Source organism: Actinomadura logoneensis, from assembly GCF_003428695.1.
GTDB classification, from domain to species: Bacteria; Actinomycetota; Actinomycetes; order Streptosporangiales; family Streptosporangiaceae; genus Spirillospora; species Spirillospora logoneensis.
The window spans coordinates 26,518-46,776 of record NZ_QURH01000215.1; the positions used below are offsets into that span (position 1 = coordinate 26,518).

Annotated in this window: 19 protein-coding genes and 2 pseudogenes; 11 read left to right on the forward strand and 10 right to left on the reverse strand. The window is 69.5% G+C overall.

Translation table 11 applies throughout. The features are described from left to right. Positions 1-32: 32 nt before the first annotated feature. Positions 33-2,141 carry a UvrD-helicase domain-containing protein gene (locus DZF91_RS12145; protein ID WP_117357578.1) on the reverse strand — a complete coding sequence of 703 codons (2,109 nt, stop codon included), beginning with the start codon at positions 2,139-2,141 and terminating at the stop codon, positions 33-35. Positions 2,142-2,310: 169 nt separating this feature from the next. Between DZF91_RS12145 and DZF91_RS12150 the strand changes: the two genes are divergently transcribed. From DZF91_RS12150 to DZF91_RS42645, 3 genes are all read left to right on the forward strand, one after another. Beyond that, positions 2,311-2,886 (forward strand): Uma2 family endonuclease, encoded by a 576-nt coding sequence (locus DZF91_RS12150; RefSeq protein WP_117357579.1) that lies wholly within the window; start codon positions 2,311-2,313, stop codon positions 2,884-2,886. 110 nt (positions 2,887-2,996) lie between these two features. Beyond that, positions 2,997-5,456, forward strand: a complete 2,460-nt coding sequence (locus tag DZF91_RS12155) for a type I restriction-modification system subunit M (RefSeq protein WP_117357580.1) — start codon at positions 2,997-2,999, stop codon at positions 5,454-5,456. 40 nt (positions 5,457-5,496) lie between these two features. Further along, on the forward strand, positions 5,497-6,660 hold the full coding sequence (locus DZF91_RS42645) for a restriction endonuclease subunit S (protein ID WP_268915935.1): 1,164 nt from the start codon (positions 5,497-5,499) through the stop codon (positions 6,658-6,660). A 7-nt stretch (positions 6,661-6,667) separates the two neighbouring features. Here DZF91_RS42645 and DZF91_RS12165 read toward each other — a convergent pair whose 3' ends face one another. Together DZF91_RS12165 and DZF91_RS12170 are read right to left on the reverse strand one after the other, a co-directional pair. Then, complete coding sequence (locus DZF91_RS12165) at positions 6,668-7,276, reverse strand: Uma2 family endonuclease (protein WP_117357582.1); 609 nt, start codon at positions 7,274-7,276, stop codon at positions 6,668-6,670. A 111-nt stretch (positions 7,277-7,387) separates the two neighbouring features. Further along, positions 7,388-7,804 (reverse strand): ATP-binding protein, encoded by a 417-nt coding sequence (locus DZF91_RS12170; RefSeq protein ID WP_117357583.1) that lies wholly within the window; start codon positions 7,802-7,804, stop codon positions 7,388-7,390. Positions 7,805-7,862: 58 nt separating this feature from the next. Between DZF91_RS12170 and DZF91_RS12175 the strand changes: the two genes are divergently transcribed. From DZF91_RS12175 to DZF91_RS12195, 5 genes and pseudogenes are all read left to right on the forward strand, one after another. Further along, positions 7,863-8,735 (forward strand): helix-turn-helix domain-containing protein, encoded by an 873-nt coding sequence (locus tag DZF91_RS12175; protein ID WP_117357584.1) that lies wholly within the window; start codon positions 7,863-7,865, stop codon positions 8,733-8,735. Beyond that, a complete protein-coding gene (locus DZF91_RS12180; RefSeq protein WP_117357585.1) occupies positions 8,732-8,920 on the forward strand; it encodes a DUF397 domain-containing protein in 189 nt (62 codons plus the stop codon). The genes DZF91_RS12175 and DZF91_RS12180 overlap by 4 nt, the downstream gene beginning before the upstream one ends. 105 nt (positions 8,921-9,025) lie before the next feature. Then, positions 9,026-12,298: a type I restriction endonuclease subunit R gene (locus DZF91_RS12185; protein WP_117357586.1), complete on the forward strand. Its 3,273-nt coding sequence runs from the start codon at positions 9,026-9,028 to the stop codon at positions 12,296-12,298. A gap of 96 nt (positions 12,299-12,394) precedes the next feature. Beyond that, complete coding sequence (locus tag DZF91_RS12190) at positions 12,395-13,099, forward strand: M48 family metallopeptidase (protein ID WP_199486582.1); 705 nt, start codon at positions 12,395-12,397, stop codon at positions 13,097-13,099. A 21-nt stretch (positions 13,100-13,120) separates the two neighbouring features. Next, positions 13,121-13,600, forward strand: a pseudogene (locus tag DZF91_RS12195) (glycoside hydrolase family 6 protein); the annotation flags it as partial. Positions 13,601-13,718: 118 nt separating this feature from the next. Here DZF91_RS12195 and DZF91_RS12200 read toward each other — a convergent pair. Then, on the reverse strand, positions 13,719-14,315 hold the full coding sequence (locus DZF91_RS12200; protein ID WP_117357588.1) for a TetR/AcrR family transcriptional regulator: 597 nt from the start codon (positions 14,313-14,315) through the stop codon (positions 13,719-13,721). Positions 14,316-14,481: 166 nt separating this feature from the next. Between DZF91_RS12200 and DZF91_RS42650 the strand changes: the two are divergent. From DZF91_RS42650 to DZF91_RS12210, 3 genes and pseudogenes are all read left to right on the forward strand, one after another. Then, positions 14,482-14,550, forward strand: a pseudogene (locus tag DZF91_RS42650) (hypothetical protein); the annotation flags it as partial. A 74-nt stretch (positions 14,551-14,624) separates the two neighbouring features. Next, positions 14,625-15,194: an SDR family oxidoreductase gene (locus tag DZF91_RS12205; protein ID WP_199486583.1), complete on the forward strand. Its 570-nt coding sequence runs from the start codon at positions 14,625-14,627 to the stop codon at positions 15,192-15,194. Positions 15,195-15,276: 82 nt separating this feature from the next. Beyond that, the gene (locus DZF91_RS12210; RefSeq protein ID WP_158587924.1) at positions 15,277-16,131 is read left to right on the forward strand and encodes a DivIVA domain-containing protein; all 855 of its coding nucleotides are present in this window, start codon (positions 15,277-15,279) and stop codon (positions 16,129-16,131) included. 51 nt (positions 16,132-16,182) lie between these two features. Here DZF91_RS12210 and DZF91_RS12220 read toward each other — a convergent pair whose 3' ends face one another. The 6 genes from DZF91_RS12220 to DZF91_RS12245 form a co-directional block, all read right to left on the reverse strand. After that, positions 16,183-16,812: a class I SAM-dependent methyltransferase gene (locus DZF91_RS12220; RefSeq protein WP_117357590.1), complete on the reverse strand. Its 630-nt coding sequence runs from the start codon at positions 16,810-16,812 to the stop codon at positions 16,183-16,185. 113 nt (positions 16,813-16,925) lie between these two features. Continuing rightward, on the reverse strand, positions 16,926-17,387 hold the full coding sequence (locus DZF91_RS12225; protein WP_117357591.1) for a hypothetical protein: 462 nt from the start codon (positions 17,385-17,387) through the stop codon (positions 16,926-16,928). Continuing rightward, positions 17,380-18,384, reverse strand: coding sequence for a WXG100 family type VII secretion target (locus tag DZF91_RS12230; RefSeq protein WP_117357592.1), 1,005 nt, complete (start codon positions 18,382-18,384; stop codon positions 17,380-17,382). Before DZF91_RS12230 ends, DZF91_RS12225 begins: the two co-directional genes overlap by 8 nt. 7 nt (positions 18,385-18,391) lie before the next feature. Further along, positions 18,392-18,736, reverse strand: a complete 345-nt coding sequence (locus tag DZF91_RS12235) for a hypothetical protein (protein ID WP_117357593.1) — start codon at positions 18,734-18,736, stop codon at positions 18,392-18,394. Next, positions 18,733-19,086: a YbaB/EbfC family nucleoid-associated protein gene (locus DZF91_RS12240; protein WP_117357594.1), complete on the reverse strand. Its 354-nt coding sequence runs from the start codon at positions 19,084-19,086 to the stop codon at positions 18,733-18,735. The genes DZF91_RS12235 and DZF91_RS12240 overlap by 4 nt, the downstream gene beginning before the upstream one ends. Before the next feature lie 225 nt (positions 19,087-19,311). After that, positions 19,312-20,259, reverse strand: a 948-nt coding sequence (locus DZF91_RS12245) for an ROK family protein (RefSeq protein WP_147341116.1), incomplete at its 5' end; no start/stop codon positions are given.

Here is a 20,259-nt window from a genome sequence, read left to right on the forward strand (position 1 = left end):
TCGGGGGGAGGCTCCTCGTTCCGTCGGGAGGATCAGCGCGGCAGGAAACGGCTGGGGGCGCCGTGGTAGGAGACATGCAGGCGGTCGCGGGCGCGAGTGCACGCGACGTACAGCACGCACCTCTCCCGCTGGAGGCTTTCGGAGTGCGCGGCGGGATCGGTCTCTTCGGGGACCACCGCTCTCGGGTGCGGCATCATGCCCTCCTGCACCTCGACGACCGCGACGCACTGGAACTCCAGGCCCTTGATGTCGTGCATCGTCCCGACCTGGACGGCGTGACCCGTCGCCCCGAACGCCTCGGTGGCGATCCCCGACTGCCGGAGCCGCTTCTGCAGGTCACCGGCGCGGTAGCGGACCCGCGCGACGACGCCGATCGCGCCCGGTTCGACGCCGGCGGCGAGCCACCCCCGCACCTGCTCGACGACGGCGTCGAACTCCTCGTCCCCGTCCGCGAACCGCCGCACGATCGGACGGCGGCCGTGCATGGGGGACTCGAAGTCGTCGAGGGTGTTCGGCCATCCTTCGAGTTCGGCCTCGGTCACCAACCCCAGGACGCGGCGTGCCCAGTCCAGGATCTCCTGGGTGCTCCGGTAACTGATGGTCAGCCGCTTGGTGCGTCCGCCGGTGATGTTGACGCCGGTGTCCCGCATGGCGACCCGGTGCTGCCAGATCCGCTGGTGCGGGTCACCGACGAGGAACAGGTCATCGGGGCCTTCGGCGACGGCGGCGCGGAGCATCCGCCATTGCGCCGGGTGCAGGTCCTGGGCCTCGTCCACGACGATGTGCCGATAGGGATGCGAGCCGCTACGGACTAGTGCGCCGGCCGCTTCGGCGGGGATCTCGGTGAACGTCCAGCATCCGTTCGGGGGCATGGCCCGCAGACGTTCCTTCAACGCCTCGATGGCCCCCCAGAGGACGGTTCGTAGCTCCGGGGAGAGCGCGGCCTTGCGGCCCCGGCGTTTGACTTTCCGGTAGACGTCGAGCGTGCGGATGTCCTGCGCGAGGATGACCTGCTCCCACTCGTCCAAGACGAACTCGTCGGCGGGCCCGGCGTCGGGTGTGGACATCTCCTGGAGAAGGTCACGACGGCTGATCGGCGTGGGCTGCCAGCCGTCGGCGAACGTGCGCAGGATGCCCATCGCGACCTGGTGGATGTGCACGACCTCGACTCGCGCGCGTTCCTTCGGGTCCTCGATGAGCAGGTCGAGCTGGCGGCGGAGCTCGGCAGCCAGCGACTTGGTGTGCGTGGTGACCAGGATCGGCGTACCGTCGTCGTGGCGGTAGCGCCGGGCGAGATGGGCTGCGCGGTGCAGGGCGGTGACGGTCTTGCCGGTGCCCGCGCCGCCGGTGACCATGATCGAGCCCGGGTAGGACGGCTGGTAGGCGATGCGCCGCTGCATCGGGTGCAGGAAGATCCGCCAGAGCGCGAACGGCGGCTGGAGCATCTTCTGAAGCTCCTCCGGCCCCTCGATCAGCGCCACCTGGTCCGGGGTGCGTTGGATCGCCGTGGCCAGGTCCTCGACGTCCACTGAGGCGGGGGCCTCGGCGTCCACCAGGTTCTTGCTGAGCTCGTCCCAGATCTTCTCGGGCTCCATGTGCGCGGCGAACGCCACCAGGACGTCGTACTGGAGCGGCGGGAGCAGATGCGCGAGAGCGTCGAGGTGTTCCTCGCGGGCGAGGTGCCGGATCAGGGGGAGGAGCTTGTCGTCGATGCCGAACGCGAGCAGGTCGGCGTCCTTGACGTGGGAGAAGAGCCGGTCGGACGTGTCCTCGGCCGTGATCTCCAGTGCCGTGCCGACCGCCCGCAGTTGTTCTTCGTCCCGGCTCTCCAGGACACCGAGCACGGTGTTCACGGTGAACACCCGGCTCATCGCGTACTTGATCGCCTGGTCGTGCGGCAGGACGCGCAGGAGGCAGAACAGGTCGCCCGATTCAGGGGCGAGCACGACGCCGCGCCAGAACCGGTCGATGCGGATGGTGCGGATCCGCGGGTCGCGGGAGTTGCGCAGCTTCTCCAGGTGGAGGCCCGCATGGGTGTGCTTCGCGAACCTGCTGATCGCCTCCCGCACGGCCTTCTGCACCGGCTTTTCCAGCGTGGTGAACTCGGCGAGGAAATCCTTGGAGATCGCCAGCTGGGCCACGGGCGCAGTCCCTCCGGGGCAGGGGTTCGGGCGGCGGGGACGCACATCCTAACCCCTTGATCATCTTCGTGTCGCCAGAACGGTCAAGGTGATCGAATCCGCCCTGTCCGGCGGGTTCGTCGGGGCTCGGCGAATAGTGTGAGGGGGACGCCTGGAGAGGGGGACGCGGATGACGATCACCAGGCCCCTCCCCGGAAAGCTGCGCCGGACCGCCGACGACATCGAGCGTGAGAGCGGCGGGGCCCTGTACGTCGAGATCATCGAAGGCGCTCTGGTGATGCGTCCCGCTCCGCCTGGCCGGCACGCCCTCACCGTGGTCCGCGTCCGCGACGCCCTCGGCGCCCGCGCGGCACGGAACGGTCTGGCCGCAGCCGACACGGTTTCCATCCCTCTGCCGGACGATCCGGACGACTACGCCACGCCGGACCTCGCGGTGCTGCCGCCGGCCAGCCTGGACACCGACGACTGGCTGATTCCGGGAGACGAGTTCGTCCTCGCGGTCGAGGTCGCCTCACCGTCGGAGTCCCGGCCGTCCATCGCGGCCAAGACCGCGTGGTACTCGCGTTCGCTGGTCGGCGCCCTGCTCTACCTGTCGCCCGGCACCGGCGAATGGACGGTCAGCAGTGAGCCGCGCGGCGACGGGACGTGGGTGACCACCTCGTCCGGCGTCTACGGCGAGAAGATCACCCTGCCCGAGCCGCTCGGCGCCCTGGACACCACGGATCTGCCCCGCTACGGCGACTGACTCGCGGGACCGGAAACGGTCACCTCGCGGTTTCCTCCCGAACGGCGCGCCCATCCGCGCCCGGCCGCTATCGTCTAGCCGACGATCTTCAGCGGGGAGGGGCCGTTTTCGTGGCGAAGTTGACATTGCCGCAGCTAGAGGCACATCTGTTCGGTGCGGCGGACATCCTTCGCGGCAAGATGGACGCCTCGGAGTTCAAGGAGTACATCTTCGGGATGCTGTTCCTGAAGCGGTGCTCCGACCAGTTCGACGTGCTGTTCGAGCGGGTCGTCCAGGAGCAGGTCGCCGCCGGGAAGAGCGAGAGCGCGGCAAGGTCGATCGCCGACAACCCCGTCTGGTACGACGGACACGACTTCTACGTCCCGGAGAAGGCCCGCTGGAGCTACCTCGTCGACAACTCCAGGCGCAAGGGCGTCGGTGACCTGCTGAACAAGGCCCTCGAGGCGCTGGAGGAGGCCAACACCTCCGCGCTGGAGGGCGTTGTCGGCCACATCGACTTCACCCGCAAGGTCGGCAAGACCTCCCTGCCGGACAAGCGGCTCCAGGAACTGATCTCGCACTTCGGGATCTACCGGCTCCGCAACGACGACTTCGAGTTCCCCGACCTGCTCGGGGCCGCGTACGAGTATCTGATCGGCGAGTTCGCCGACTCGGCGGGCAAGAAGGGCGGCGAGTTCTACACGCCGCGCGGGGTCGTCCGGATGATGGTCCGCCTGGTCGAGCCGAAGGCGGACATGCGGGTGTACGACCCGTGCTCGGGCTCCGGCGGCATGCTGATCATGGCGAAGGAGTATGTCGCCGAGGCGGGCGAGGACGCCAGGAACCTGTCCCTGTTCGGCCAGGAGGCCAACGGTGGCACCTGGGCGATGTCCAAGATGAACATGATCCTGCACGGGATCACCGACGCGGAGATCGAGAACGAGGACACCCTCGCCAACCCGCAGTTCCCGGACGGGCGCGGGGGCCTGGAGAAGTTCGACCGGATCCTCACGAATCCGCCGTTCTCCCTGAACTACGACCCGGACACCGTCCAGCACGGTGAGCGGTTCGTCTACGGCTGGACGCCGGGGACGGGCAAGAAGGCCGACCTGATGTTCGCCCAGCACATCCTGTCGGTGCTCAAGCCCGACGGCATCGGCGGAGTGGTCATGCCGCACGGCGTGCTGTTCCGTGGCGGCGCGGAGCGGACGATCCGCGAGGGCATGATCGGGGACGATCGGCTGAAGGCCGTGATCGGCCTCGCCTCGAACCTGTTCTACGGGACGGGCATCCCCGCCTGCATCCTGATCCTGCGCGGCCCCGGCGAGCCGAAGAAGGAACATCGCGGGAAGGTGCTGTTCATCAACGCCGACCGCGAGTACCGCCAGGGACGCGCCCAGAACTACCTGGACCCCGAGCACGCCGAGAAGATCGTTTCCGCCTACCGCGCGTACGACGACGACCCGGACCTTGAGATCCCCGGCTTCGCCCGCGTCGTCTCCGTGGAGGAGCTGGCGGAGAACGAGTACAACCTCAACATCCGCCGGTACGTGGACAACACCCCGCCGCCGGAGCCCCAGGACGTCCGCGCCCACCTGCACGGCGGCGTTCCCAAGTCCGAGGTGGCCGCGCACGCGGAGGCGTTCGCCGCGTATGGCATCGACGTGACGACTCTGTTCGCCGAGCGGGACGCGGAGTACAACGACTTCCCGGCGGACGGTTGGGAGACGGCCGTCGAACGCATCCCGGACCTCGCCCGCCCCGCCGAAAACCGCCTGCGGGAGGCGTTCGACCGCTGGTGGGACAGCCACGGCAAACGTCTCCGCGAGCTGCCCGAGACCAGGCGCATCATGGAGACCCGCGCCGAGCTGCTGGACTCCTTCGTGGCGGAGCTGGAGCCGGTCGGGCCGCTGGACCGCTTCCAGCTCGCCGGCGCGATCGCCTCGTGGTGGGGTGGCGTCCAGTACGACATCCGGACGCTGGCGTACCACCGGTTCAGCGGTGTGGTGCAGGGATGGCTGACCAGCATCCAGACGGCCTTCGACGAGAACGGCCCGGCTGCGGTCATGAACGCCCAGCGCCTCGCGGCCGAGAAGCGCAAGGCCCGAGAGCACCCGCTCGTTCCGTTCGTGCTCGCCGACTACCTCAACGAGCTGGAGAAGGCCGAGAACGAACGCGCCGAACTCGACGCCAAGGTCAAAGCCGCGACGGCTTCACCCTCGGACGAGGAAGGTGAGGGCGGCGGTGAGGCCGAGGAGATCGATCCGGCCGAGCTCAAGCGCCTCAAGGCTCGGCTCGCTGCGGCCAAGAAGCGCGTCAAGACGCTGGAGAACACCTTCGTCCACGAGTTGGCCATTGGAGTCCAGAAGATCCACGACGCGGAGACCGAGCCCGACCTCGTGATGCGCATCCTCAAGGCGAACCTGGCCACGGGACTGGACGCCCGAATGGCCACCGGCCGCCGCGCCCTCACCGACCGCTACCGCACCTGGGCCGACAAGTACGCGGTCACCCTCCGAGAGCTGGAATCCGAACGAGCCGCAGCCGCCGCCCGCGTGGACGCCATGCTGAAGGAGCTCGGCTATGCCTGAGCGTCGCATCGGAGTGCCGCAGATCGCGCATTGGCCTGAGATGCGGTTGGACAGCGTATGTGAGTTGATATCCCGAGGGACGGCGCCAGCGTACGTCGATGACAGTCCGATTCGTGTAATTGGACAGAGATGTGTCCGCGAATGGGGATTTGACGCATCGGCGACACGTGGACATGACCCTCGCGCGCTTAACGTCTTGCGCGCCAAAACAGGCGATGTTCTCTTGAACTCCACAGGCGCTGGGACGATTGGACGCTCCTGCGTCTTTGGCGAAGTTGGAGATTTCGTCGTAGATAGCCATGTCACTATTCTGCGTCCTGCATTGGCGAAAATCAACCCGCGGTGGATGGAAATGCTCCTGAGGTCTCCTTGGGGGCAGCGGTATCTCGAAGCTCATTGCTTCACTGGATCAACCAATCAGGTAGAGCTATCGCGTTCCGAATTGGTGTCCACTGTAGTCCCAGTACCTCCGGTGGCGGAGCAGCGACGGATTGCGGAGGTTCTCGACGCGGTTGACCATCAGGATGCGATGCTGGAGGCGTGCCTCAAGAAAAAGGAGGTCATTGTAGGGGGCCTTATTTCGAGCCTCCTTGATTCGGTTTCATCGGTTGAATCTGAACTCTCCTCGTTTCTTTCTGGTCCACCTAAGAACGGCTACTCTCCGGTCGAAGTGGATAACTGGACCGGAGTGAAGGCGCTCGGACTTAGCTGCTTGACGCCTCGAGGGTTCCGTCCCGTTCAGCTGAAGAATGTTCCCTCTGGAGACTCAAGGAATCGTGCGGCGATGCTGGCTAACGGAGATCTCCTGATCAGTAGGGCCAACACGAGGGAGCTGGTCGGGTTGGCTGGCATCTACCGCGACGTCGGCGCTCCCTGCATCTACCCCGACTTGATGATGAGGGTCACGACGTCGGCGCAGTGTTTGCCAGAATTTCTGGAGCTACAACTGCTGGAAGGTCGCGTTCGGCGTCAAATTCAAGCCATGGCACAAGGAACGTCCGAGTCCATGGTGAAGATCAATTCACGTACGGTGATGGAACTTCGCGTGAGAATTCCCGAGTTGGCTGAGCAGCGGAGAATCCTCGGCATCGTTGCCGCTGCCCGTTCAGAGGTTGAGTCGCTTTATCAAGAGCGTCAGCGGCTGCGGCTGCTGAAGCAAGGGCTGGCAGATGACCTGCTCACCGGCCGCACCAAGGTCGCCTGATCAGCGGTTACATCTCTTCGAGGGTGCTGAAGGGAACGTCCAGCTTGATGCCCTCGGGGAGTTCGGTGGTGAGTGCACCTCGATGGACCTTGGCCAGGCGGTAGGCGCGGGCTGGCCAGTTGAGGCGGTATTCCTCCACTGAGTGGATGCGGGTGTTCTCCATGACCACGATGAGGAAGGCCGGGATTCGCTGGAAGGCGTACTCGGCCTTCTTGTCGACGAAGTCGGTGTCCTCGTTGGTGCTGGTGATCTCGACGGCCACCAGGACGTCAGCGGAGGTCAGCTTGCTTCCACGCTCGATGCAGCGGAGAACGCTGAGGTCCGGTCGGCGCAGAGTGAACCGCTTACGCTCGTCGGTGATGTGGGGATTCACGAAAGCGTATTTCATGTCCGTGTCCTGAAACACCTGGATGCACGGCTCGCAGGGCTTTGCCTCCATCAGAGCGGTTTGCAGCCGGAAGGCGACCACCCGGCGCTCAGGTGACGGGGGCTGGCAGAAGAAGGCGTTGCCCTCGACGACCTCGATGGTGTGGGCGACGTCCGCAGGCAGCGCCTCGTACTGCTCTTCCGAGATGAGGAGGCTGGACGGGTCGGGGGCCCAGGCCGGCTGAGTCATGTGTTTCCTCTTCGCATGTGACTGCTGGTGGACGCGCCGGCCCAGCCGACGCGCGGGCACCAGCGTTGTGTGTTGACATGTGCGCGGTTGGAAAGCGCGTCGAGCCAGGCCTCAGTAGGAGGTCTTGGGCATGAGGGCCCAGACGACCTTGCCGTGACCGGTGGCAGCGGGGCGGATGCCGGTCTCCTCCGCGTAGGCGGCGACGATCAGGAGGCCGCGGCCGGACTCCGCGTCGAGAGGCGCATTGCACGGAACGGGGAGCACGGGGGACGGATCCCAGCATTCGAGCAGGGGGGCGCCTCCGTGGACCGCGGTTCGGATGCGCAGCTCCCTGCCCGGAGCCGCGTTGAGTGCGTTGGTGACGATCTCGCTCATGACGAGGGTCGAGTCCTCGATCAGCGACTTGGTGAAGTTCCAGTTGAGGAGCGCGTAGCGGACGAGTTCCCGGGCCAGCACGGCCGAGGACGGCGTCGCCAGCAGGCTCATGCGGATCTCCGGGAAGCCCGGGGCGTACGTGTGATCGTTCATCGAAACCGTCCGTGAGATTCTGCGAAGTCGCTCACAGGTTCACGCTCGGTGAGTTAGCGTGCACGCATTGCTGAACGTCGCATACACCTACCTCCCGGGGGCCATGATGAGCGTTCGCGAGACGATCGACCCGAAGTCTTCAATGTGGGGCTGGCTGGCCTTTGACCTGTGGTTCTGGCGTACGCAGCGTGAGTTGTCGCTGGCACAGGTCGGCTTGATCGCCAAGGTCACGCGGGGCAGCGTATGTAACTGGGAAGCCGGGCGGGCTCGTCCCACTGAGGAGCACATGCAGCGCCTTGACGCCGCGTGGTGCACAGGCGGGCACTTCGAGCGGCTGCTTCACTACGCGAAGACCGGTCACGACCCGGACTGGTTCAAGCAGTACCTCCAGTACGAGGCCGCTGCGAAGGTCATCAAGCTGTACCACGGCAAGATCGTCCCCACGCTTCTCCAGACCGAGGACTACATCCGTGGCGTCTTGGCCGGCCGCAAGGCCACGGCCATTGAGGACTCCATCAACTCGCGGAACGAGAGGCAGAAGCTTCTTACGGCGCCCCACCGCCCTCACCTGTGGGTGCTCCTTGATCAGGAGGTGCTGGAGTGTCCGGTGGGGTCACCGAAGGTGATGATCGAGCAGTTGGATTATCTTCTCGAAGTCTCGGCCGATCCCCTGACCAGCGTTCGGATCGTTCCGCGCTCCGCTGGATTCCACCCCGGCCATGACGGCCCGTTCCAGATTCTCAAGCTCGGTTCGGGGCGTCTTGGGACGCGCGAGGTCGCTTATGTCGGGGCTCAGCTCGGAGGGCGGTTGATCGAAGGGGGTGAGGAGACCGAAGTCCTCGGGATACGCTGCGATCAGATCGGGGATCTTGCCATGTCCAAGGCGGACTCGCGTTCGCTGATCTTGGAGACCAAGAGGGGTTACCAGTGATCCAGTGGCGAAAGAGCTCTTACAGCGGCGGATCGAGCGACGAAGCGTGCGTGGAGGTCGCGCGGGTGGGCAGCGGGGTCGGGGTGCGGGACTCGCGGGATCCGGACGGGCCGCGGCTGGCGGTCAGCGCGGCGACCTTCGCTGGGCTGCTGGAGCGGGTGCGGCTCGGGGATCTTGACCGCTGATCGGGCATCTTGTCGCTTTTCTTGTGAATCCCGTGGCGGCGCTTGATCATCTTGGGCCATGATGGCCACTCCGTGAACCAACCGTGGGCGTGAACGGGGACCACCATGACCGGGCCGGAGTACACCGAGGTCGAAGCGCCGCTGATCGAGCAGCTTGTGGGCATGGGCTGGGAGCACGTCCCCCGTGCCTCCGCCGGGTCGTTCGATCCTCGCGGCGGCCAGGCGCCGATCCGGGAGTCCTTCACGGACGTGCTGCTGCGGGAGCGGCTGCGCGCGGCGCTGCTGAAGATCAACCTCGGTCCCGACGGCGCGCCCTGGCTGGACGACGCCCGGATCGACCAGGCGGTGGCGGCGCTGGAACGCCTCGGCGCGCCGAGCCTGCTGGAGGCCAACGAGAAGGCCACGGCCCTGCTCATCGACGGCGTCCAGGTCCCGGGGCCGGACGGCGGGAACGGGCGGGCTCGCACCGTCCACTTCATCGACTGGACGAACTGGGAACGCAACGACTTCACGGTCGTGTCCCAGTTCCGGGTGGACGTCCCCGGCACGCAGGGGCGCAAGCACATCGTCCCGGACGTCGTGCTGTTCGTGAACGGCGTCCCCCTGGTCGTCGCCGAGGCCAAGAGCCCGGCCCGGCGCGACGGAATGCTCGAGGCCGCCACGCAGATCCGCCGTTACACCGGTGAGCGTGACCGCAAGGCCCGCGAAGGCAATCCGAAGCTGTTCCACACCGTCCAGCTCACCGTCGCGACGAACGGTGACAAGGCGCTCCTCGGCACGTTCACGTCCAAGCCGGAGCACTACGTCCCGTGGAAGGACGCCTACCCGCTCAGCGATATCGAACTCGCCGCCGACCTGGACATCGCTCCCGAGCGGGTCCGCGCGCAGGAGCGGCTCGCGGGCGTCGTGCTGAAGCCCGAACGGCTCCTGACGATCGTCCACGACTACGTCACGTTCATGACGCTGGACAACGGCCATCGGGTCAAGATCGCGCCGCGGTACCAGCAGTTCCGGGCCGTGGAGAGGACCATCGACCGGCTTCTGACCGGTGAGACGCGCATCCAGAACGGTGAGCAGGACAAGCGGGGCGGCGTCGTCTGGCACACCCAGGGCTCCGGCAAGAGCCTGACCATGACCTTCCTCGTCCGGCGGATGCGTTCGATCGAGGACCTGGCGAACTACAAGGTCGTCCTCGTCACCGACCGCAAGGACCTGCAGAAGCAGCTCCACGACACGATGGCGCTGACCGGCGAGCACCTGAAGGTCGCCAAGCGGGTGAAGGACGCCAAGACCGAGCTGGCGCTGCACAGCCCCGACATCGTGTTCGTCATGATCCAGAAGCAGCAGGACGTCGCGGCCCGGCAGGCCGCCGAGGAGCTGGGGGAGCGGACGCCGTCGCTCGGCGAGCTCAACACCGACGAGTCGATCGTCGTGCTGATCGACGAGGCGCACCGGTCGCACGGCTCGATGCTCCACCTCAACCTGCTGGAGGCGCTTCCGAACGCCGCGCGGATCGGCTTCACGGGAACGCCGATCATCATGGGGAAGAAGAAGCGCACCGAGGAGATCTTCGGGACGTTCATCGACCGCTACCGCCTGGCCGAGGCGGAGGCCGACGGCGCCGTCGTCCCGATCTTCTACGAGGGCCACACGGTCAAGGGCGCCGTGCGCGACGGCCGGGACCTGGACGAGGTCTTCGAGGACATGTTCGCCGAGCACACCGAGCAGGAGCGCGCGGAGCTCCAGCGCAGGTACGCGACCCGGGGCGATGTCCTGGAGGCCCAGGAGCTCATCGACGCCAAGGCCCGGCACATGCTGCGGCACTACGTCACGACCGTCATGCCGGCGGGGTTCAAGGCGCAGGTCGTCGCGCACAGCCGCGAGGCGACCGTCCGCTACCGCGAGGCGCTGACCAAGGCGCGGGACGAGCTGGTCGCCGACGCGCTGAACCCGGGGAAACTGCCCGAGCACCTGCGCGAGGCCGACCCCTACGACCCGTCGCTGCGGCCCCGGGTCGCGGTTCTCGTCCACGCCTACCGGAAGCTCGACCTGCTGCGCGCGCTCGACTTCGTTCCGGTGATCTCCGCCGCCGCGAACGATCCGGAGCGCCTCTGGGAATGGAGTGAGCCGCAGGCGCAGGACAGCCGTATCGAGGCGTTCAAGAAGCCCTTCCCCGCCGAACTCGGACCCAGGGACAAGCCGATCGGCTTCCTGATCGTCAACGCGATGCTGCTGACCGGGTTCGACGCCCCGATCGAGCAGGTCATGTACGTGGACCGGTCACTCAAGGAGGACACGCTCCTCCAGGCGGTGGCGCGCGTCAACCGCACCGCCGAAGGGAAGACGTGCGGTTACGTCGTGGACTACTACGGCGTGGCCAACCATCTGGCCAAGGCGCTCAAGGCGTATGCCAGTGAGGACGTCGAGGGGGCGCTGAACAAGCTCGAGGACGAGGTGCCGCAGCTCGAGGCGCTGAGCCGGCGCGTGCGGTCGGTCTTCGAGCGGCGCGGCGTCCAGCCTTCGGCGGCGACGATCGAGGAATGCGTTCTCCTCCTGGAGGAGGGCGTGGTCTTCGACCGCTACGAGGCGGAGCTGAAGAGGTTCCTGACGACGGTGAACCGCGTGATGCCCAACCCGGCCGTCCGGCCGTTCCTCGGCGACGCCCGGCTGTTCGCGGAGATCGCCACCCGGGCGCGCCGCCGGTACCGGGTGGACGGCGGCGAGTTCGATGCGAGCCTGTACGGCGCGAAGGTCCGGGAGCTGATCGACGAGCACATGACGTCGCTCGGCATCGACGAGAAGCTACCCCCGGTAGCGCTCACCGCAGCCGACTTCGACGAGAAGGTCGCCGCGCTCCCCGGGGCGCGGTCGCGCGCCTCGGAGATGGAACACGCCGCCAGGCATCACATCGAGGTGAACTACGGCCGGGACCCGCGTCTCTACAAGCGGCTGAGCGAGCGCCTCGAGGAGATCCTGCAGCAGTACGCCGACGACTGGGACCGGCAGGCCGCCGAACTGGCCGGGCTCATCGTCGAACTCCGCGACGCGGAGGAGGCGGGCGCCCAGGACCCGCGCAGCCGGGTGGAGAGCGCCCTGTACGGCGTGCTCGTTGGAGTGATCTTCGATGACGCGCTCACGTACTCCGAGAACGACGCCGCGCTCATGGCCGGGGTGAGCGATCTCCTCGACCTCGTGCTGGAGGACGTCCGGCAGCGCGACTTCTGGCGCAACCCGGTGAGGGAGGAGAACCTCGGGAAGAAGGTCGCCCGCCGGCTGCTCTCCGCGGACATCGGGGTGGACATCAGCCAGGCGGTGGCCGTCGCCGCCGACCTGATGGACGTCCTCCGGCACAACCGGGACGTGCTGACGGACCTCTGACGCGTCCGGCGGGGGCGGTGCGGAACCGTCGGACCCGGCTGGCAGGCTTGGCGGGTGCAAGGTTCCGCAGCGGACCCGGTCCCCGAGAGGATGCGGGTGGGTGATCTCGACGTTCGGGTGAAGGTGTCCGAGCGGCGCTCCACGGTTCGGCTCACCGTGGAGCGGGACGACACCGTCACCGCCACGGTCCCACCCGGCCTCGCGCCGGACGACCTGGCGAAGGTCATCAAGAGTCGCCGGCGGTGGCTGTACGGCAAGTTGGCCGAGCGGCAGGAGATCGGCGAAGGACGTCCCCCTCGCGAGTTCGTGTCAGGCGAGGGGTTCTTCTACCTCGGCCGCAGCTACCGCCTGCTCCTCGTGGAGGAGGGCGCGGCTCCTGTGCGGCTCGTCCGTGGCAGGCTGCGGCTGCGCCAGGACGTGCTTGACGACCCCACGGGCCACCTCGTCGGCTGGTACACACGAAGAGGCACGGAGTGGCTTCCCCGGCGCCTGGAACCGTGGGCTCAGCGGATGCGAGCGGACGTAGCGGACCTTCGTGTCCTGCCTTTGGGGTACCGCTGGGGGTCGTGCACCATGCGCGGACGGGTGAACCTCCATTGGGGTGTCATGCAGCTTCCTCCCGCGCTGGTCGATTACGTGCTCGTCCATGAGCTGGCCCATCTGCATCATCACGATCACAGCGCGCGGTTCTGGAGGCAGGTCGAGCGTGCCATGCCCGATTTTCAGAGCCGCCGGAGCCGGTTGAAGCGGCTGGGGCCCGATCTGTGGCTCCCGGAAGGCGAGGGGCGGGGCGACCGCTGACAGGGCGACGCCGCGAAGAACCGCATCGCGCTGCTGAAATACGCGACGCAGCAGTTCAAGAGCAAGGCTCCCAAGGCGCGCGTTTATCTGGATGGCGGAAATGCCCATTGGGTGGCTCCCGCGGCCATGGCCGCGCGCTTGGACGCGGCCGGCGTGAAGAACGTCCGCGGCTTTTCCGTGAACGTCTCCAACTTCTTCACGACGGCCGAGTCGTCGGCTTATGCGAAGAAGGTCAACGCGGCTCTGTCGGCCAAATACCGGTACGCCCGCGGATTCGTCATCGACACCAGCCGGAACGGCCACGGCGGCAAGCCGGGCGTCTGGTGCAACCCGGCGGGCGCCAAGCTCGGGACCGCTCCGCAGGTGGGCGGCGCGGGCTCGGACTACCTGCTGTGGGTCAAGGTCCCCGGTGAGTCGGACGGCCCGTGCGGCGTCGGCAGGAACGTCCAGGCCGGGACGTTCAGCCCCGACCTGGCGATGCGACTGATCGACGGCCGCTAGGACGGTCGCGCCGTGGCGCCGCCCCGGCGGGTGGCGTCACAGCGGGTGGGGTCACGGCGGGTGCCGCCCCGGCGGGTGGAGTCACGGCGTGGTCGGCGGGGCGTGCGGTCCGGCGCGGTCAGCGGGAGGCGGCCAGGGTGCGGACGGCCTCGACGACCGCGGCGCGGCGGCGGGCGAGGGCGGCCTTCTCGTCCGGCTCGTCCAGCACCATGCGGCGCATCTGCGGGACGGCGAAGTTCCAGGCGACGAGCCCGAGGATGGTGAACAGCCAGTCCTGCGCGGCGCGGACGCGGGCGGCGTCGTCGGCGGCGCGCGCGCCGACGCCCGCGGCGACCAGGTCGCGGGCGTAGCCGCGGTAGACCTCGGTGCGCTCGTCCTCGCCCCAGGTCTTCGGCCGGCAGGACTCCAGCGCCTCCCACATCAGCAGCCGGACGAGCTCCGGGTGCTCGTGGTACCAGTCGAACAGCTGGCCCACGGTGTCGCCGATCGCCTCCGGGTCGAGCGTGCCCGCGTGGCAGACCTCCTCCATCTTGGCCTGCAGGACGGCGCCGAACAGCGCCTCCTTGTTGCCGAAGTAGAGGTAGATGGCCTGCTTGTTGGCCCGCGCGGCGGAGGCGATCCGCTCGACCCGGGCCCCGGCGAGGCCGTGCGCGGCGAACTCGGCGGAGGCGGCCTCGAAGATCCTCGCCCGGGTGGCGTCCGCGTCGTAGCTCATGCCGGAAATTAAACCATCTGGTTGACAACCCGCTCCGGACGCCCTCATGATCTAAACCAACCGTCTGGTTTATTTCGATCGGAGAACACCCGTGTCCACTGCCACCTCTGCCCCCGCTCCGGTCCGCTCGCCACTGCCTGGCGGCCTGGCCGGTTCGACCGCCGTCGTGCTCGGCGGCTCGTCCGGCATCGGGCTCGCCGCCGCCCGGCTGCTGCACGGCCTGGGCGTCCGCGTCGTCCTCTCGGGGCGCGACAGGGCCCGCCTGGACGCGGCCGTCGCGTCCGTCGCCGCGACGGAGGGGACGCCGACGTGCTCGGCGCGGTCGCCGACGCCGCCGACGAGGACGCCGTCCGCGCCGCCTTCGACCTGGCCGGGCGGGTGGACCACGTCCTGCTCACCGCCGGCGGCTACACCGGCGCGGGTCCGCTGACCGAACTCACCCGCGAGGCCGCGCACGAGGCGTACGACCAGCGTGTCTGGGCCGCGGTCGTGGCCGCGCGCCTCGCCGCCGAGCGGATGCCCGCCGGAGGTTCGCTCACCTTCACGTCCGGCAACCTCGTCGTCCGCCCGACGGCCGGGATCGCGGGCGCCATGGCTCCGGGCGGCGGGATCGAGACGCTGACCCGCGCGCTCGCGGTCGAGCTCGCGCCGCGCCGGCTGCGGGTCAACACCGTCCGCTACGGCGCGTTCGACACGCCGCTGCTGCGCTCGGTCGGCGGCCTTCCCACCGACGAGGCCGTCCGGGAGGCGGGGGCGGAACTGCCGCTCGGCCGGTTCGGGACGGCCGAGGAGGCGGGCGCCGCGTCGGTGTTCCTCATGGCCAACACCTACATGACCGGGCAGGTCGTCACGGTGGACGGCGGCCAGATCCTCGCGTGATCCGCGGCTCGTCCCCTATTGTTTACAAGCAGTCGCCATGGGAATGCAAAGCGTGATGAATGCCCGGCGGAAGGGGACGAGCATGCTGACTCCGTCCGAGGTCGCCCAGAAGGTCTTCACGACCGTGCGGCTGCGGGAGGGGTACGACCTGGCCGAGGTGAACGGTTTCCTCGCCGACGTCGAGACCACCCTGACCGCGCTGCACCGTGAGATCGACGGGTTGCGGGCCCGGCCGCCCGAGTCGCCGGAGGCCGCGGCCCGCGTCATGGGCCTCGCCCAGGAGACCGTGGACCGGCTGCTCGACACCGCCCGGCGGGAGGCCGCCGAGATCGTCGAGCGGGCGCGCGAGCGGGCGGCCGAGCTGGAGGCCGAGGCCCGCGCGGCGGCGGCCGACCTGCTCGAGGACGCGCGGGAGCGGCACCGGGAGGCGCTGCGGTCGGCCGAGGAGGTCGTCCGCCAGGAGGCCGAGCTGCGGGCGGGCCTGGACGAGCAGGTCACCGGCCTGCGCGAGATCCTGGACGCCCTGGAGCGGCAGCGCGGCACCCTGCCGCCGCCGTCCGCGCACGGCCGTCCGCGCCAGTTGCTGATCCCGGACCAGGCGTCCGCCCCGGAGGCCGAATCCGAGGCCGAATCCGAGGCCGAATCCGAGGCCGAATCCGAGGCCGAGGCGGGTGCCGAGGAGGCCCCGGCCGCATCGGGGCGGGCGGCCGGGGGTGATGCCTCGACTCCGGCTGAGCAGGCGGATTCCGGCCGGGCGTCGGGTCCGGAGGCGCCTCCGGACCCGCGAGCGGACGCGAAGCAGATGGACGCCGAGCAGGGCCCCACCGAGGAGCAGTCCGCCGACCAGCAGCGGGCCGCCGCGCGGAAGTCCGGCCAGCAGAAGACGGCCGACCGGAAACCCGCGCACCGGAAGTCGTCCGCGCGGACGCCCGCCTAGCCTCCGCGCCGCCGGGCGTCCGGGGTTCCAGGGGCCGGGGTCCGGCGGGGACTAAGCCTTCCGGCGGGCCTTGACGGTGCAGTCGAGGCGGGTCACGACGGTGCCGTCCGGGCCGGTCTGCAGGCGTTCGTGCTCGACGGCGCGCTGCACCTCCCACTCGGCGGGGTCCAGGTCGAGGACGGTGACGACCTCGGCGGCCGTGGGCAGGAAGTTGTGGGCGTCCGGGGCCCACGGCGGCGGACCGGCGTGGCCCTCGACCAGCAGCGTCCCGCCGGGGGCGACGGCGTCGCGGGCCGCGTGCAGGATGTCCGCCGAGACCGGCGCGGCGGGGGAGTGCAGGAACTGCGAGGTCACCAGGTCGAAGCGGCCCTCGGGGAACGACTCCGACAGGTCGCGGCGCTCGAACGTGACGGCCTCCGCGACGCCGGCGTCCGCGGCGTGCTCGACGGCGCGGCCGATCGCGACGCCCGACACGTCCACGGCGGTGACCTTCCAGCCCTGCCGGGCCAGCCACACGGCGTCCGCGCCCTCGCCGCAGCCGAGGTCGAGCGCCGTTCCGGGGGTGAGGCCGGAGACCTCGGAGACCAGGGCGGCGTTGGGCTTGCCGCTCCAGATGTGCCCGTGGCCGTGGCCGCCGTAGCGCTCGTCCCAGAACTCTTCGTTGGTGGGTTCCTTCGTCATGCGGACAGCATCGTCAGCGCCCGCCGGGAAGGGCAAACCCTGTTGCCGAACCGGCAACACGCAACCGAACGGCCGCACTGAAAGGCGGCACCGAACACCGGCGCCGAGCCGGGTCAGCGGGCGGCGTTCTCCTCGTCCACGTACGCCATGGGGTCGGGCCCGCCCGCCCGGATCACCGCCGTCCGCACGGTCCGGACGATCCGCTCGTGGTCCCGGCCGAGGCTCCACGTCCGGCACGTCCGGCCGGACGCGTCGCGGACCAGGAGCTTCGGCCACTGCGGCCCGAGCCCGCCCGGCAGGTTCTCCTGAAGGAAGGCGATCTCGCCGAGGGGGAACGCGTGGGTCCCGAACGTCCGGTGGACGGTCAGGGCGTCCGGGCCCAGCGTGATCCGGCGGTGGAACGCCGCCCGCAGCGGGACGGCGACCAGCAGCACCAGCCCGACCAGAGCGGGGACGAGCACGGCGGGTTCGGCGAGGCGGCCCGGATCCCCGCCGACGGCCGCCGCGACGAGGACGGCGTAGAGCGGGGGGAGGGCGAGGGGCGCGGAGCGGAAGCCCGTCCAGGTCTCAGACACCGAGGTTCAGCTTCCGGTTGATCTCGCCGGGCGGCGGGACGTTGCTGTGGTCGTCCTCCTCGCCCTGCCCGAGCCCCGTGGTGATCTTGGTTCCGGCGGCGATGGCGCCGTCCTTCGGGTCGTACTCGAACGGCTGGCGCGCGCCGCCGGCGCCGCGCAGCGCGTTGCGCGCGTCCCGGCCGTCGTTCACCAGGTCGCGGCCGAGCCCGCCGGGGCCGAGGGTGCGGTTGCCGCCCTTGCCGGTCAGCTTCCACACCGCCGAGTTGCGCAGCGCCTTGAGCTTGGTGACGACCCGCCGGACGACGTCGGCCATCTTCCGGAAGACGGACAGCACCCGCTGGACGATCCGGGCGCCGCGGCTGGTCGCGACGGCGGCCTCGGCGGTGGTCGCGCCCGCCGCGGCGGCCTCGCTGGCGCCGAGGGTCGGGATCGCGGCGGCCTGCGCGGCCAGCCAGGTGATGATCAGCCACTCGACGAACTGCGAGATCAGGTCCTTGATCAGGGACATCGCGGTGTCGCAGAGCGAGGCGGTGAGGGCGAGCAGGCCCTTGATGTCGCCGATCGCGTTGGCCGTGTCGCGCGTCCCCTGGACGAACTCGGCGATCCGCTGCTTGCCCGCCTCGCTGGCCGGACCGGTCCAGGTCTCCAGGTCCTTGGCCAGATCCCGGTCGAGCTGGTCGGCGAGCGACACCAGGTCCTTGGCGACCTTGTCCCACTCCTGGCGGTGGTCGCCGATCGCGCCGTCGTCGCCGGTGACCCAGGTGAGCATGTCGTGCAGCGGCTTGATCACGTCGACGAGGAACCCGACGCCCGCGCCGACCAGCGCGCCGAGCGGGTCCATCCACGCGGTGAATCCGGTGTAGCCGAGGTCGGCGATGTCCCCGGCGATCGAGGTGTAGTCCTCGTTCTGGTAGTGCTGGACGCCCTTGGCGACCTGGCTCCAACCGGGGACGTTGCCCTCGCCCGCCTTGTACGGGTCGGTGAAGATCTCCACCATCGCGCGGTCAGTCCTTCCCCGCCGTGCCCGGCTCGGTCTCCGGGCGGTCGGCCTCCAGCGCGGAGATCCTGGCGAGGATCGCCTCGTTCGCGCCCGCGTAGTTCCGCGCGGTCGCCTCGATCCCGCTCTCGATTCCGCGCAGCGAGGTGACCAGCAGGTCCAGGTGCTCGTTGATGTCCTTGGCGGCCTCGTCGTAGTGGACGCTGAACGCGATCCCGACCGCGCCCCACTCGTGGCCGCTGACGCTGATGCCCTTGGCCGCGCCCTGGATCGAGGTGGCGGAGTCGGTCAGCCGGTCCGCGCTCTCGGCCGCCGCCAGCAGCCTGCCGACGTCGTGGGTGGTCTCGGTCATCGCTGTCCGTCCCGCTCGTCGTCGCTCGGCGGCGCGGGCAGCCGGGAGTGGACGAGCGCCTCGACGTCCATCCCGGCCGGGGCGAGCGGCGCGACGGCCGCGGCCATCCGTCGGGAGACGTCGGCGCTGGCCGCGGCGATCGTGCTCATCAGGGACGCCGACAGCTGCGCGGCGCTCTGCCGGAGCGCGCGCTCGCTGAGGTCGATGGCGGTGACGGCGCCGCCGGGGGCGACGGTCACCGAGACGAGGCCGTCGGCGGACTGCGCGGTGCTGCGCATCGCGGCGATCCGCTCGCGCATCTCCGCGTACCGTTCGAGCTTTTCCTGGGCGTCCTTGGTCAGATTCTCCAAAGCCTTTTCGATGGCTTCGGGAGACTGGTCGAACACGTTTTTCGCCCCCGGGGGGAAGGTTCAGATGTGGCGTGAGAGCGTAGGCGATGCGTTCAGCGCATCGCAAGGCGTCGGCCGCGCTCTCCAGAGCGTCCGATTGCGACGTTCCTCATGTCCGGGGACGCGAATTCCCACCGGGCGCGAACGGGCGGAAAGCGCCGATTCGGCTTCGGTGCGGGCGGCTTGTCAGGCGGACGTGAGCGCCGCGTCGACGGCCTCGGGCGCGAGGGTGTGGTCCAGGACCATCGCGGCGCATCCGGTGAGGCCCGCCAGCTCGCCCAGGCGGCTCGGCTCGATCCGCAGGGAGCGGGTGGCGAGGGCGGTCGCGCGCCGGTAGACGACCTCGCGGACCCCCGCGACCAGCGGCTCGTACGCGGCGGTGAGGTCGCCGCCGAGGATGACGACGGCCGGGTTCAGGATGTTCACGGCGGCGGCGATGACCTCGCCGAGGCGCCGTCCCGCGTCCCGGACGAGCAGGACCGCCTCGGCGTCCTGCTCCTGCGCGCGCGCCACCAGGGTCGGCAGGTCGGGCGCGCTGGACAGCGCGACGAGGGCCGCTCCTCCGGCGACCGCCTCCACGCAGTCGAGGTTGCCGCAGCGGCAGGTGACGCCGGGGCCGTCCGCGACGGGGACGTGCCCGAGCTCGCCCGCCGCCCGCTGCGCGCCGCGCTGGATGCGCCCCCCGGAGATCAATCCCGCGCCGATGCCGGTGGAGACCTTCACGAACAGCAGGTCCGCGACGTCCGGGTGGTGGACGCGGTGCTCGCCGAGCGCCGCGACGTTGACCTCGTTGTCCAGCAGGACGGGCACGCCGAAGCGCTCGGCGACCGGGGCGGTGTCCCACAGGTCGAAGTCGGCCGGGTCGGGCGCGCCGATCCCGGCGCCGCGCACGGCGGACGCGTCCAGGCCGCACTCGCCGAGCAGGGCCGTCCACTGCTCGACCAGCGCGGGCAGCGCCACCTCGGGCAGCCGTCCGGGCGGCAGGTCGGCGTCGGCGCGGCCGAGGATCGTGCCGGCGAGGTCGCAGACGGCGAGCTGGCCGCGGGACTGGCCGAGGTTGGCGACCAGGACCGCGCCGCCCGCCGCGTCGAAGGCGAGCCGCGCGGGCGGCCGGCCGCCGGTGGACGGGCCGTC

Excerpts from the sequence above, each read along its gene's own strand:
- DZF91_RS12150 (WP_117357579.1), top strand. The coding sequence starts at position 2,311 with ATGACGATCACCAGGCCCCTCCCCGGAAAGCTGCGCCGGACCGCCGAC.
- DZF91_RS42645 (WP_268915935.1), top strand. The coding sequence starts at position 5,497 with ATGCGGTTGGACAGCGTATGTGAGTTGATATCCCGAGGGACGGCGCCA.
- DZF91_RS12165 (WP_117357582.1), bottom strand. The coding sequence starts at position 7,276 with ATGACTCAGCCGGCCTGGGCCCCCGACCCGTCCAGCCTCCTCATCTCG.
- DZF91_RS12170 (WP_117357583.1), bottom strand. The coding sequence starts at position 7,804 with ATGAACGATCACACGTACGCCCCGGGCTTCCCGGAGATCCGCATGAGC.
- DZF91_RS12185 (WP_117357586.1), top strand. The coding sequence starts at position 9,026 with ATGACCGGGCCGGAGTACACCGAGGTCGAAGCGCCGCTGATCGAGCAG.
- DZF91_RS12200 (WP_117357588.1), bottom strand. The coding sequence starts at position 14,315 with ATGAGCTACGACGCGGACGCCACCCGGGCGAGGATCTTCGAGGCCGCC.
- DZF91_RS12210 (WP_158587924.1), top strand. The coding sequence starts at position 15,277 with ATGCTGACTCCGTCCGAGGTCGCCCAGAAGGTCTTCACGACCGTGCGG.
- DZF91_RS12220 (WP_117357590.1), bottom strand. The coding sequence starts at position 16,812 with ATGACGAAGGAACCCACCAACGAAGAGTTCTGGGACGAGCGCTACGGC.
- DZF91_RS12230 (WP_117357592.1), bottom strand. The coding sequence starts at position 18,384 with ATGGTGGAGATCTTCACCGACCCGTACAAGGCGGGCGAGGGCAACGTC.
- DZF91_RS12235 (WP_117357593.1), bottom strand. The coding sequence starts at position 18,736 with ATGACCGAGACCACCCACGACGTCGGCAGGCTGCTGGCGGCGGCCGAG.